Source organism: Asticcacaulis sp. DW145 (genome assembly GCF_037101385.1).
GTDB classification, from domain to species: domain Bacteria; phylum Pseudomonadota; class Alphaproteobacteria; order Caulobacterales; family Caulobacteraceae; genus Asticcacaulis; species Asticcacaulis currens.
In genome coordinates this window covers 919,243-932,220 of the sequence record NZ_AP029025.1, presented here as the reverse complement: position 1 = coordinate 932,220, position 12,978 = coordinate 919,243, and the positions used below count along the sequence as shown (strand labels likewise).

Annotated in this window: 9 protein-coding genes; 4 read left to right on the top strand and 5 right to left on the bottom strand. The window is 62.1% G+C overall.

Annotated features, from left to right (window positions below; all coding sequences use genetic code 11):
* Positions 1-84 precede the first annotated feature (84 nt).
* Positions 85-1,986 (bottom strand): ABC-F family ATP-binding cassette domain-containing protein, encoded by a 1,902-nt coding sequence (locus AACH73_RS15495; RefSeq protein WP_272742547.1) that lies wholly within the window; start codon positions 1,984-1,986, stop codon positions 85-87.
* A 96-nt stretch (positions 1,987-2,082) separates the two neighbouring features.
* On the opposite strand from AACH73_RS15495, the gene ndk reads away from it, so the two are divergent.
* Positions 2,083-2,499, top strand: a complete 417-nt coding sequence (gene ndk, locus AACH73_RS15490; RefSeq protein WP_013480483.1) for a nucleoside-diphosphate kinase — start codon at positions 2,083-2,085, stop codon at positions 2,497-2,499.
* A 264-nt stretch (positions 2,500-2,763) separates the two neighbouring features.
* Here ndk and rnd read toward each other — a convergent pair whose 3' ends face one another.
* The gene (gene rnd, locus AACH73_RS15485; protein WP_272742546.1) at positions 2,764-3,912 is read right to left on the bottom strand and encodes a ribonuclease D; all 1,149 of its coding nucleotides are present in this window, start codon (positions 3,910-3,912) and stop codon (positions 2,764-2,766) included.
* Between the two features lie 215 nt (positions 3,913-4,127).
* Between rnd and purM the strand changes: the two genes are divergently transcribed.
* The 3 genes from purM to AACH73_RS15470 all read left to right on the top strand — a co-directional run bounded on the left by purM (position 4,128) and on the right by AACH73_RS15470 (position 8,121).
* On the top strand, positions 4,128-5,156 hold the full coding sequence (gene purM / locus AACH73_RS15480; protein ID WP_338735808.1) for a phosphoribosylformylglycinamidine cyclo-ligase: 1,029 nt from the start codon (positions 4,128-4,130) through the stop codon (positions 5,154-5,156).
* A 221-nt stretch (positions 5,157-5,377) separates the two neighbouring features.
* Positions 5,378-5,959: a phosphoribosylglycinamide formyltransferase gene (gene purN, locus AACH73_RS15475; protein WP_338735807.1), complete on the top strand. Its 582-nt coding sequence runs from the start codon at positions 5,378-5,380 to the stop codon at positions 5,957-5,959.
* 86 nt (positions 5,960-6,045) lie between these two features.
* Complete coding sequence (locus AACH73_RS15470) at positions 6,046-8,121, top strand: S46 family peptidase (protein ID WP_338735806.1); 2,076 nt, start codon at positions 6,046-6,048, stop codon at positions 8,119-8,121.
* 217 nt (positions 8,122-8,338) lie between these two features.
* Here the strand turns inward: AACH73_RS15470 and AACH73_RS15465 are convergent, their stop codons facing one another.
* From AACH73_RS15465 to AACH73_RS15455, 3 genes are read right to left on the bottom strand one after another with little or no spacing between them, the layout of a single operon-like run.
* The gene (locus AACH73_RS15465) at positions 8,339-9,865 is read right to left on the bottom strand and encodes a Ppx/GppA family phosphatase (RefSeq protein WP_272742542.1); all 1,527 of its coding nucleotides are present in this window, start codon (positions 9,863-9,865) and stop codon (positions 8,339-8,341) included.
* Positions 9,846-12,074: an RNA degradosome polyphosphate kinase gene (locus AACH73_RS15460; protein WP_338735805.1), complete on the bottom strand. Its 2,229-nt coding sequence runs from the start codon at positions 12,072-12,074 to the stop codon at positions 9,846-9,848. Before AACH73_RS15460 ends, AACH73_RS15465 begins: the two co-directional genes overlap by 20 nt.
* A 39-nt stretch (positions 12,075-12,113) precedes the next feature.
* Positions 12,114-12,779 carry a DnaA/Hda family protein gene (locus AACH73_RS15455; protein WP_272742540.1) on the bottom strand — a complete coding sequence of 222 codons (666 nt, stop codon included), beginning with the start codon at positions 12,777-12,779 and terminating at the stop codon, positions 12,114-12,116.
* Between the last annotated feature and the right edge of the window lie 199 nt (positions 12,780-12,978).

The window sequence follows — 12,978 nt, the reverse complement described above, 5'->3', positions numbered from 1 at the left end:
CCGTGGGTGAAACCGAGTGATCCCCCTCCGCCTCGACGCGCTTCGCTTGCTCGGCACCTCCCCACGCTTCGCCCAGGGATGAGATTAAAGCCCCGCCTCGGTTTTGGCCGTCTCATAGACTTCGGCGGCGTCCATCCAGTCGCCTTCCATCTTCACCAGATCGTCTTCCAGCTTGGCCTTTTCCTTGCCGAGCCTGACAGCCTCGGCCGGGGCCTTCACATAGATGTCCGGGTCCGAAAGTTTCAGATCGATCATCTTGATCTTGTTGCCCAAGGTCTCAATCTGACGCTCAAGATCATCGGCCTTTTTCTTCAGCGGCGCGATGGCGTTACGGGCGGCGGCGGCGGCCTTGCGCGCCTCCTTGGTATTGACGCTGGCCGGCTTGTCCTTGGCGGCGGCCTGCGCTTCCTCGCGCGTCGCCGTCTTGGCGCGTTCGACCACCAGCTTGGCATAGTCGTCCATCGTGCCGGTATAGGTCTTCACCGTCCCGTCATTGACCAGCCACAGCTTGTCCGCCACCAGTTCGACCAGCGAGCGGTCGTGGGTGATGATCAGTACCGCGCCTTCATAATCGTTCAGCGCATCGAGCAGGGCGCGGCGCGAGTCGATATCAAGGTGGTTGGTCGGCTCATCGAGGATCAGCAGGTGCGGGCCGTCCATGGCCACCATGTTGAGCAGGAGGCGCGCGCGCTCACCGCCTGACAGGTCCTTCACCTTGGTTTCGACCTTTTCGACCGTCATGCCGAAGCTGCCCAGACGCCCGCGGCGCTTGGATTCGGTCTCATCCGGACGGGCGCGGCGCATCATCTCCAGAGGCGTGTCCTCCGGGTCCATGGCCTCGATCTGATGCTGATGGAACCAGGCGACGGTCATACGGCGGTCGCGCCACTGCGTGCCGTGCATTTCGGTCAGGGCTCCGGCCAGCAGCTTGGCAAAGGTCGATTTACCGGCCCCGTTGACCCCCAGAACCCCAATCCGATCATCGGGATCGAGCCGGATGTTGATGTTCCGAAGGATGACCGTATCCCCATAACCGACGCTGGCGTCGTCCAGACGCAGGATCGGCGGGGCCAGTTCCTTTTCAGGCGAGGGCAGGCGGAAGGGCGCGACGCGGTCCTGAATATTGGCGGCAATCGGCGGCAGCTTTTCCAGCTTCTTCATGCGCGACTGGGCCTGCGAGGCCTTCGATGCCTTGGCCCTGAACCGATCGACAAAGGCTTGAAGGTGGGCGCGTTCGGCCTCCTGCTTGGCGGCATTGGCGGCGTTGAGTCGAGCCTTTTCGGCGCGCATCCGCTCGAAAGTGTCGTAATTGCCGCTGTAATAGTCGAGCCTTTGCCCGACCACGTGCACGATGGCATCGACCGACTCGTTGAGCAGGTCGCGGTCGTGCGAGATCATCAGGGCGGCATTGGGGTAGCGTTTCAGCTTGGCTTCCAGCCACAGGGCCCCTTCGAGGTCGAGATAGTTGGTCGGCTCATCGAGCAGCAGCAGATCGGGCTCGGCAAGCAACGCCCCGGCCAAAGCTGCCCGCATCCGCCAGCCACCGGAAAAATCCGAGATGGGCCGCGTCAGGTCGGCATTGGAAAAACCCAGACCACTGAGGATTTCCGCAGCGCGCGACGGCGCACGGTCCGCGCCGATGGCGTAGAGGTCGTGGTGGATTTCCGCCTGCTGCATCGGATCGGCGGTTTCCAGCGCCTTCAGAAGACTGGCGCGGCGCGTGTCGATGGCCAGAACCGCGTCGATCAGGTGCTGCGGTGAGGCGGCGATTTCCTGATCGACACTGGCCACGCGCCAGCCCTTGGGCGTGGTGATTTCGCCGCCGCCGGGCTGCGACTTACCCAATATCAGCCCGAACAGGGTGGATTTGCCGACGCCATTCAGCCCCACCAGACCGGCCTTGGTTCCCGGCGTCAGGGTCAGGCTGGCGCCATCAAAGAAGCGACGGCCATAGGCGTCGTAGGTCAGGTTGGTGATCTGAAGCATGAGACTGTAAAAAACGTCGTAAAAAAGCGGTTGGCGTAAGCCGTCGGCCTCGCTATAAGCCGCCCCAACCTAAACGCAAGACAAAACGGATTTCCCATGTCCCGTACCTTCTCCATCCTGAAGCCCGACGCTACCCGCCGCAACATCACCGGCGCCGTCAACGCCGTGATCGAGGCCGCCGGCCTGCGCATCGTCGCTCAAAAGCGCGTTCACTTCACCAAGGCTCAGGCCGAGCGCTTTTACGGCGTCCACAAGGAGCGCCCCTTCTTCGGCGAACTGGTTGAGCAAATGACGGCCGCGCCGGTCGTCGTTCAGGTTCTGGAAGGCGAAAACGCCGTCGCCAAGTACCGTGAAGTGCTGGGCGCCACCAACCCGGAACAGGCCGCCGAAGGCACCGTCCGCAAGCTGTTCGCCCTGTCGATCGGCGAAAACACCGCGCACGGTTCGGACTCCGACGAAAACGCTGCCATCGAAATCGCGCAGTTCTTCTCGGAAGCCGAAATCGTCGGTTAATCTGAGGCCTATTGCCGAAACTTAAAAACCCCGCCGGTACGCCCGGCGGGGTTTTTTATTAGAGCGATGTGCGGAAAAGTGTGAGCGGTTTTCCGTAAGAACATCGCGACAAAACAAAAATTTAGAGCGAAATGGCGTTTCCACCTAAGTCATTTCGCTCTAGCCACGAAAAACACGAAAAGCATAAAAAGGCTGCGCGCCCAAGGTTGACCGCGTTGTTCGTGATTTTCGTGTTTTTCGTGGCTAAATCCTTTGGCCGCGACCCTAATCCAGTTCAACCACCTCGACGCGGGTGCCGTTGAGCACCAGCGCCAGTTCGCCCTTTTTCAGCTTGATGGCGTCGTCGCCGAACACCTTGCGCCGCCAGCCTTCGAGCGCCGGGACATTGGCCTTGTCATCCAGTGCGATCTTTTCCAGATCGGCCACGGAGGCGATCAGTTTCGGGGCCACACCTTCGTCTTCGCAACGCACGCGCAGCAGCACCTTCAGAAGTTCCACCACGCTGGCCGGGACCTGCACCGGCGGCGGGGCCTTATCGACCTTAGGCGCGTACTTTTCCGGCTCGGCCAGAGCCGTCTGGATCACCTCGCACAGTTCGATGCCGAATTTGGACGCCCCGAAGCCCTTGGGGGTCGAACGCAGGCGGTCAAAGGCCGCCGCATCGGTGGGCAGTTGGGTGGCGATTTCGTCCACGCCCTCGTCCTTGAGGATGCGGCCGCGCGGCTGATCGCGCTCCTGCGCCACGCGCTCGCGCCACGCCGCGACCTCCTTGAACACCGCCATGTATTTGAGCGAGGGCTTGCGCGGACGCAGGCGCTTCCAGGCGTCGTCCGGCGAGGTGTTATAAAGCTTCGGATCGGTCAGATCGGCCATTTCGGCGGCGACCCATTCGTAGCGGTTCTGGGCTTTCAGCTTTTCGACCAGCTTCGGATAGAGCTTGGCCAGATGCGTCACATCGCCCAGCGCGTACTGCAATTGCTGCTCGGACAGGGGGCGGCGCGACCAGTCGGTGAAGCGCGAGCCCTTGTCGATATCGACCTTGATCACCTGACGGACCAGCGAATCGTAGGCCACCTGATCGCCGAAGCCCGCCGCCATGGCCGCGACCTGCGTGTCGAAGACCGGGGCGGGCATGGCCCCCAGATTGTTGAAGATTTCCACGTCCTGACGGCAGGCGTGGAAAACCTTGAGGATGGCCGGATCGGTCAGCAGGTCCAGAAACGGCTGAAGATCGAGGTCAGGGGACAGGGGGTCGATAATGCCCGCGTGGTCTTCTGAAGCCGCCTGTATCAGGCACAGCTTGGGCCAGTAGGTGGTTTCGCGCATGAACTCCGTATCGACGGTGATGAACGGGGCACTGGCGATTTTGGCGCAGAAGTCGGTGAGGGCGGCGGTCGTGGTGATGGTGGGCATAAAGACGACTTTGTGCGTGAAGTGCGACGGGGATGCCCGTCTTTTTCCACGGCGATGAAGAGGGAAGACCGCACGGCGGCAATCCGGCGCACGATTTGACGATTTTGCGAATAGCTATAGCAAGTTTTTGCGGGACGAAAAGCGTCAAGCCGGTTATAGAGCGCGCAAATCACCCTCAAATCGCTTTCCGGCGCGCACACTTAAGGTTAGCTTTTATGACCGAGCCCCAATCCAACGGCCTTACCTATGCCCAGTCCGGCGTCGATATCGACGCGGGCGAAGCGCTTGTGGACGCCATCAAACCGCTGGCCAAGGCCACGCGCCGCCCCGGTGCCGAGGCCAGCCTGGGCGGGTTCGGTGCCCTGTTCGATCTGAAGGCCGCGGGCTATGACGACCCGCTGATCGTCACGACGACGGACGGCGTGGGCACCAAGCTGCGTATCGCCATCGACACCAACCGCCACGACACAGTGGGTATCGACCTGGTGGCCATGTGCGTCAACGATCTGCTGGCGCAAGGGGCGGAGCCCCTGATGTTCCTCGACTATTACGCGACGTCGAAGCTGGACGTCGATACGGCGCGCCGCGTCGTGGCCGGCATTGCCGAAGGCTGCAAGCGCGCGGGCTGCGCGCTGGTGGGCGGCGAAACCGCCGAAATGCCCGGCATGTACGAGGGCGAAGACTACGATCTGGCCGGGTTCAGCGTCGGCGCGGTCAACCGCGACAAGGTGCTGCCGAAGCTGGAGGCACAGGCGGCGGGCGATCTGATCATCGCTCTGGGCTCGTCGGGGCCGCACTCCAACGGCTATTCGCTGATCCGCAAGGTGGTGGAGCTCTCGGGCCTGAGCTGGGCCGACGATGCGCCGTTTGCCACCGAAAAATCGCTGGCTCAGGCCCTGCTGGAGCCGACGCGCATCTATATTTCGTCGGTTCTGCCGCTGATGAAGGCGGGTCTGGTTACCGGCGGGGCGCATATCACGGGCGGCGGCCTGATCGAAAACCCCGGCCGCGCCATTGCCGAGGGTCTGAAGGCCGAGTTCGATTTCGACGGCTGGACCTTCCCGCCGGTCTTCCAGTGGCTGATGCAGACGGGCAATATCGACACACACGAAATGCTACGCACCTTTAACTGTGGTGTTGGCTTCGTGCTCTATGTGAAGCCGCACAATGCCGACGCGGTGCTGGCGGCGCTGCTCAATGCGGGCGAAGACGCCTTTATTTGCGGCCAGTTGGTCGCGGAATAGGCATATACCTCCCCAGCTTGCTGGGGTATAGCGCCAGCGAAAGTATAGCTTTCGTCAGCGTTGGGACCGCACGATGCCGCATGTATGCGGCGAGATGCGGTGGTGGGGGGCAGCGCAAGCTGCGAAAGCACTGCGTTGTTGGTGCTTATCCGAGCCCCCCTCCGTCATCCGCTCCGCGGATGCCACCTCCCCCAAACAGGTTGGGGGAGTAGGAGGACTGCATGACGCACAAAACCAGAATCGCCATTTTCATCTCCGGACGGGGGTCCAATATGATGGCCCTTGTCGAAGCTGCCAAAGCCCCGGACTTTCCGGCCGAATGTGTCGTGGTGGTGTCCAACGATCCTGCCGCCGCCGGGCTTGAGTGGGCCGCGTCGCAAGGCATCGAGGCGCTGGCCGTTGATCACAAGCCCTTCGGCAAGGACCGCGAGGCGCATGAGCGCGCCATCGACGCTGAGTTGCGGGCACGTGGCGTCGAATTCATCTGTCTGGCCGGCTATATGCGTATCCTGACGCCGTGGCTGGTGACGCAGTGGGAGGGACGGATGATCAATATTCACCCGTCATTGCTGCCGAGATACAAGGGCCTGCACACCCACGAACGCGCCATAGACGCCGGGGATGCCGAGGCCGGGTGCAGCATCCACTGGGTGTCCGCCGGGGTGGACGAGGGGGCCTTGATCGCTCAGGCCCGCGTGCCGATCCTTGAGGGCGATACGCCCGATACGCTGGCGGCGCGGGTGCTGACAGAGGAACACCGGCTCTATCCCGCCGCCGTGCGCGATATTCTAACAAAAATGTAATCCGGCCGCTGTTAAGGTTTCTTGCGCAACAAAGGCGCTCATGTAAAGTCCGCAGCCTGTTATAAATTTACACAGGATGCGCTCGCATGTCGCTGAAATCCGTCCTTACCTACGGGGCCGCCTTTGCGCTGGCCGCCGTCATGGCTCCTGCCGCGCCGGGTACGGCTCTGGCCGACGAAGGCATGTGGACCTTCGACAACTTCCCCTCCGCCAAGGTCAAGGAGACCTACGGTGTGACGCTCGATAAGGCGTGGATGGACAAGGTGCAGGCCGCGGCGGTGCGCCTGTCGGGCTGCTCGGCCTCAGTGGTGTCGCCGGACGGTCTGGTGCTGACCAATGCCCACTGCGTGATTGCCTGTGCGCAGGACCTGTCTACGCCGCAGACGGATTACGTCAGTGACGGCTTCGTGACCAAGGCGCGAACCGAGGAAAAGACCTGCCCCGGTCAGACGGCGGAAATCCTTTTGTCGATCACCGACGTGACCAAGGACATCAATGCCGCCACCAAGGGCCTGACCGGCGGCGATTTCGTCAAGGCGCAGAACGTCAAGTCGGCTGAGCTGGAAAAGGCCGGGTGCGGCGACGACAAGACGATCCGTTGTCAGGTGATCAGCTTCTATCAGGGCGGCGAGTACAAGCTCTATAAGTACCGTCGCTACACCGATGTGCGTCTGGTCTTCTATCCGGAATATAAGGCCGCCTTCTTTGGCGGTGACCCCGACAATTTCAACTTCCCGCGCTACAACCTCGATTCCGGCTTCCTGCGCCTGTACGAGAATGGTCAGCCGGTGAAGACGCCGCAGCACCTCAAATTCGCCACGACGGCGCCCAAGGAAAACGAGCTGGTGCTGGTGGCGGGTAACCCCGGTTCGACCAGCCGTCTGTTGACCGTCTCTCAGCTTGAAACCCTGCGCGATGTGACCATTCCGACCCAGCAACTGATGCGCTCGGAACTGCGCGGCCGGCTGATCCAGTTTGGCGCCGAATCTGAGGCCAACAAGAAGATCACCGTCGATACCCTGACCAGCCTCGAAAACGGCTTCAAGGTCTTCTATGGTCAGCAACTGGCGCTTCAGGACCCCAAGGTCATGGAGGCCAAGCGCGCCGAGGAAGTCGCCCTGAAGGCGGGTATGAGCGCGGAGGACAAGGCGCTCTATGGCGATCCGTGGGCCGATCTGTCGGCGGTTCAGGTGGCGGCCAAGGACCTCTATCTGCCCTACTATTTCCTCGACTCGTCGCTCAATTCGTCGAGCCTCTTCTCCTATGCCCGCACCCTGGTGCGTGCCGCCAAGGAGCGCGCCAAGCCGTCGGCCGAGCGCCTGCCGGAATTTGCCGATACGCGCCTGCCGCTGGTGGAAAAGCGCCTTCTGGATAAGGCGAACATCATCCCGGCGCATGAGCGCATCTTCCTCGAATTCCGCCTGCTCAAGGCGCGCGAATATCTGACCACCGATAACGCCATCACCCAGTTGATGCTGGGCAAGGAATCGCCCGAAGGCCTGTCGAAGCGCCTGATCGAAGGCACGAAGCTGGGTGATCCGGCGGTGCGCAAGGCCCTGTGGGAGGGTGGTCTGGCGGCCATTCAGGCCTCTGATGACCCGATGATTCAGTATGCGCTGAAAATCGACGATCAGGCTCTGGCGCTACGCAAGGAATACGAAGCCAGGGTTTCGGGCCCGACGCGCATCGCCGCCGAAAAGGTCGCCAAGATCCGCTTCAAGGCCTACGGCAACTCGACCTATCCGGACGCGACCTTCTCGCTGCGCCTGTCCTATGGCAAGGTGACGGGCTGGACCTATCGCGGTCAGACCGTGCCGGCCTTTACGCAGTTCGCGGGCCTTTATGACCGTGCCACGGGCAACGACCCCTATGAGCTGTCGCCGAAGTTTGCCGCCGCCAAGGGCAAGATCGACCCGAAGATCGTCTATAACTTCTCCTCGACCAACGACATCATCGGCGGCAATTCCGGCTCGCCGGTGATCAATGCCAAGGCCGAAGTCGTGGGCGCGGCCTTTGACGGCAATATCCATTCTCTGGGTGGTGCGTACTACTACGACGGTACGATCAACCGCACCGTCACCGTGGCCTCGACCGCCATCCTTGAAGCGCTGGACAAGGTCTATGACCAGAAGGCGCTGGTGAAAGAACTGACCGGTAAGTAAGTCAAAATCGCCTCCCTGTGCCGAAGGCATGGGGAGGTGGCAGGCTGCGAAGCAGACTGACGGAGGGGGATTGCGCCTTCGTCGGTTACGCGCGCGGCCCCTTGAAATCAGATAAGGCCGGGAATCGCGTCCCCGGCCTTTTTCCGTGTCATCCCCCTCCGCCTCGCAAGCTCGGCACCTCCCCATTGCTGCGCAACAGGGAGGAGAGGGGCAGACCTCAATAACTTCCCATTTTCAGGTTGAGTTTCAGCGCATTGGCCAGCGCCTTGGCGCGTTTGCGGGTCTGTTCGCCCAGGAGCAGGTCTTCCCAGCCGCTCTTGGCCTCCAGCACCAGATCGCGGCCCTGCTGCGTCAGGTGGGCGTGGCTGAGCAGGGCGCCCGACTTGGCCGAAAGGTCGCAGCCCAGCCGCAGGGCCAGACCCAGCCGTGTAGCCCGCTCAAGCCCGTCATCGCCTAGAATACGGCTGATCAGCACCGGCTCCTTGGTATAGGCGTCGCCGGAATAGCGGGTGAACAGGGTCGAGGCGAGGAAGACGCGCTCGGCGTGGTTCTGCCCCGGAATGGGGGCACGCAGCACCTGATCGCAGACGAGGTCGGCGCGGTGGTCGGGGTGCAGCAGCGCGCCCATGTCGGCCAACTTGGAGGCCGCGCGGATCAGACGCACATCCGGTATGTCGATGCCGGAGGTGGTATCGTAGAAATCGCATACCCACTGGGCCAGAGCCGGCCCCATATCATTGCTGATGCCCTGACGCGCCCCCAGAGCGGCGCAGCCTTCGATCAGCGGGTCGCGCTTTTGTACGGCCTTCGGCAGTTGTTCAAACAGGACGCCTTCGCGCAGACCGTTGGCCGAGAAGTTGATGGTGTCGAAGCCGAAGGTTTCGATCAGGGCCTGAAGCACCAGAGCCGCATAGGCCAGATGCTCCATGCGCCGCTTGGTGACGCCGCGGATGCGTTCCAGCGAGGCGGGCGACTGGGTAGCGATCAGGCGGCAGATATTGAGGGCTTCGCGCGCGGGCAGCTCAAATTGCTGAACGATCTGAAGCGGATAGTTGGCCTTCTGCATCCAGATGATGGCGAGGTTGCGCCACGCACCGCCGACTGCATGAAAGGTTGCAAACTGAAAGCGATCCTTGTGCGGCGTCAGAACCTCACGGATGCGCGTCAGGGTCTTGTCGATATCGACCGCCGCTGGAGCCCCGAGCGCAAACGGCCCCAGGGGCAGGGTAATGCCTTTGAAGGCGTTTTCACCTTGCAGATCAATCAGTTCAAGGCTCGAGCCGCCGAGGTCGCCCACCACGCCGACCGCATCATCATGGCCGCACAGCACGCCCAGCGCCGAGTAATAGGCCTCTTCGGCCCCGCTGAGGACGCGCACCTTGAAGCCCGTTTCGGCCTCAATAGTTTGCACCATGTCCGGGCCGTCTTCGGCCTCACGGATGGCAGCGGTCGCCACGGCGTGCACCTGCGACAGGGGGTAGGAATCAACGATAAAGCGAAAGCGTTTCAGCGCGATCAGCGTGTCACGGCAGCCCGACGGGCTCAGGCGGCCGCTGCTCATCAGTTCACGCCCCAGCCCGGCCAGCACCTTCTCATTGTGCACCGGCCAGATCGAGCGACCCTCGACGCGATAGATGACCAGACGCACCGAGTTGGACCCGATGTCGATGACGGCCGTGTAGTAGGCGGCGGGCAGGGCCGTCGCGGCGGGAAGGGGGGCAAAGCTACTTTCGGGCACCGACATGATCAAACGCTTGGGGGAGATCCTTGACGCCGCGACCTCTACCGGACAGCGACGGGTTTGTCATGAAGTATTCGTGGGCGGAGAAGGGCGCATCGAGGCCGGTCGTATCAAAGCGCGTATAGGTGCCGTCTGACGACAGGTTCCACGACTGCGCCTCGTCATTGAGGTTGGCGACCATGATCTGATCTAGCACCTGACGGTGGACGGTGGGATTGTCCACCGGGATCAGGGTCTCGACACGGCGGTCCAGATTGCGGCTCATCCAGTCGGCGGAGGAGATGAAGACGCGGGCCTGATCCGACGGCAGGGCGTGGCCGTTGGCAAAGCAGACGATGCGCGTGTGCTCCAAGAAGCGCCCGACGATCGACTTGACGCGGATATTGTCCGAATAGCCCGCCACGCCCGGACGCAGGCAGCAGATGCCGCGGATGACGAGGTCGATCTGCACCCCGGCCTGCGAGGCCTGATAGAGCTTGCGGATGATCACCGGATCGACCAGCGAATTCATCTTGGCCCAGATTTGCGCGGGCTTGCCGGCGCGGGCATTGGCGATTTCCTGTTCGATCAGATAGATCAGCCCCTGCTTCAGCGTCACGGGCGAAAAGTAGAGCTTTTCCATCACGTCCGGGCGGGCATAGCCGGTGATGAAGTTGAAGACGCGCATGGCGTCGCGCCCCAGCGCCGGGTCGGCGGTAAACAGGCTCAGGTCCGTATAGACCTTGGCCGTCACCGGGTGATAGTTGCCGGTGCCGAAGTGGCAATAGGTGCGCAGGGCCTCGCCTTCGCGGCGCGCCACGACGCTCAGCTTGGCGTGGGTCTTGTACTCCACAAAGCCATAGACGACGTGCACGCCCGCGCGTTCCATGGCGCGGGCCCAGCGCAGATTGGCCTCTTCGTCAAAGCGCGCCTTGATTTCGACCAGCGCCGTGACGTTCTTGCCCTGCTCGGCGGCTTCGATGAGGGCCGCGACGATGGGCGAGTCCTTTGAGGTGCGGTAAAGCGTCTGTTTGATGGCGATGACGTTGGGGTCGCGCGCCGCCTGCCGCAGGAACTGCACCACAGCGTCGAAACTTTCAAACGGGTGGTGGACCAGAATGTCCTTTTCGCGGATGGCCGAGAAGATGTCCCCGGCATTGTCGCGGATGCGTTCCGGGAAGCGCGGCGTGTAGGGCTTGAATTTCAGGTCGTTACGGTCGGGCGGGATAAGCTGCGACAGCTCGGACATGCCCAGAATGCCATCGACAATGGTCACGTCCTGCGGCTGGGCGTGCAACTGCTCGATGATGAATTCGCGCAGGTCTTCGGGCATGGAGGCGCCGAACTTGACGCGCACCACCGAACCGAGGCGGCGCTGCTTCAGCAGGGCCTCGAACTCACGCACCAGGTCTTCGGCCTCTTCCTCGATTTCGATGTCCGAGTCGCGGATGATGCGGAAGACGCCTTTGCCCAGAATATCGAAGCCGGGGAAGATCTGCTGGGCGAACATGACCACCATGCCCTCCAGCGTGACGAATTTGCGCCGCGTGTTCTGACCGCGCGAATTGCCGCCAATCTCCCAGAAGCGACGCACGCCCGTGGGGATGGGCACCAGCGCGTAGAGCACCTTGGCATCGGCCCGGCGTTGCAGTTTCAGCGCGATACAGAAGCCAAGATTGGGTATGAAGGGGAAGGGGTGCGCCGGGTCGATGGCGAGCGGCGTCAGCACGGGGAAAAGCTGCTCATGGAAGCGCTTTTCCAGCCACGCCGTGTCGGTCTTGGTGACCTCCTTGTGATCCAGCAGGATCAGGCCATTGGCCGAAAGCTCGGCCTTCAGCTTGGACCAGATGGTCTGCTGCTTGTTCATCAGGGCCTGAGCGACCTTGTTGACGGCCTCAAGCTGTTCGGCCGGGGTGTGGCCGTCTTCGGACAGGATACGCACGCCTTCGCGCACCTGACCCTGAAGACCGGCGACGCGCACCATGTAGAATTCATCGAGATTGTTGGCCGAAATCGACAGGAAGCGCAGCCGCTCCAGCAACGGGTGGCGCGGATTTTCGGCCTCTTCGATCACCCGCTTGTTGAAAGCCAGCCACGACAGTTCGCGGTTGATATAGAGCGCATCGCCCAGCGCCTCGTCCGAGGTCAGGTCAATTTGAGACTCTGGCTGAAGCTCAGCCGCCGCCGGCGCGTTCGTGCGGATGATGTCATTGACGGTTTCGGAGGCGGGCATAGCGGTTCAGAATCCTTTTTATTATGCGCTTTGGCCCAACTAAATCTCATCCCAATCGTCGAACCAAGTCATATTTTCACTCGTCTCGATAAATTGACGGGCCAGAGACCGGGTAAAGGCGCGGCCATTGGCATATGCCTCAAGACCCGTGACAATTTTTTGGGCGTGTGCCACGGAGCGCTCCATGCGGCGGCTGAGATATTCCAGCACGTCGTCGGATGGCGTGATGACGCGCGCTTCAAACAGCTTCTTCAGCACGCTTTTCAGCAGGCTATCGTCCGGTTCCGGCATATCGACGACGCGCATGGCCTTCAGCCGCGACTCGAAATCGGGCACACGGATGGTCCATTGCGCCGGGTGCAGCCGTGACAGCAGCAACAGGCGGCCGTTCGCCGCCGTGCGGTTATAAAGGTGGAACAGGACCTCCTGATCGAAATTTTCGGCCTCATCAACCACGAACCGGGTGGCGGTGTCGGGTACGGGCACGCCGGGGCTCAGCCAGTGCGCCCCGTGCGTTTCAGCAAACACATGGCCGGCGTGGGTCTTGCCGGTGCCGGCTGGTCCGGTCAGCACCAGATGCGGGTTCAGCCATTCGGCGGGCGGCCTCAGAAGGTCGAACAGGGCGCGATTGGCGTCGGAGACGACAAAGTTCGCCGCCGCATAGGGGGCAGGCAGGGACAGGTCGAGCGGGTACTGATGCGCCATGCGCTTAACTTAGGAAGATGGGGCGCAGAAGGCAATCGGCAGGCGCATTATGGCTTTGGGTCGTTTCGGGGACTAATCTGGGGAAAAGCTACTACGGATAGACACGGAAGGCCCGAGCAGATCAAGGCGTGTGGGTCTGACTATCCGTGCAATCGCCGCAGGCGATCATCCGTGTGCATCCGAGGTTAAAATCCAAAAA

What these genes read in the sequence shown, in the direction of transcription:
- AACH73_RS15465 (WP_272742542.1), bottom strand. Translation starts at nt 9,865, where the DNA reads ATGTCGGTGCCCGAAAGTAGCTTTGCCCCCCTTCCCGCCGCGACGGCC.
- rnd (WP_272742546.1), bottom strand. Translation starts at nt 3,912, where the DNA reads ATGCCCACCATCACCACGACCGCCGCCCTCACCGACTTCTGCGCCAAA.
- AACH73_RS15455 (WP_272742540.1), bottom strand. Translation starts at nt 12,779, where the DNA reads ATGGCGCATCAGTACCCGCTCGACCTGTCCCTGCCTGCCCCCTATGCG.
- ndk (WP_013480483.1), top strand. Translation starts at nt 2,083, where the DNA reads ATGTCCCGTACCTTCTCCATCCTGAAGCCCGACGCTACCCGCCGCAAC.
- AACH73_RS15470 (WP_338735806.1), top strand. Translation starts at nt 6,046, where the DNA reads ATGTCGCTGAAATCCGTCCTTACCTACGGGGCCGCCTTTGCGCTGGCC.
- AACH73_RS15460 (WP_338735805.1), bottom strand. Translation starts at nt 12,074, where the DNA reads ATGCCCGCCTCCGAAACCGTCAATGACATCATCCGCACGAACGCGCCG.
- AACH73_RS15495 (WP_272742547.1), bottom strand. Translation starts at nt 1,986, where the DNA reads ATGCTTCAGATCACCAACCTGACCTACGACGCCTATGGCCGTCGCTTC.
- purN (WP_338735807.1), top strand. Translation starts at nt 5,378, where the DNA reads ATGACGCACAAAACCAGAATCGCCATTTTCATCTCCGGACGGGGGTCC.
- purM (WP_338735808.1), top strand. Translation starts at nt 4,128, where the DNA reads ATGACCGAGCCCCAATCCAACGGCCTTACCTATGCCCAGTCCGGCGTC.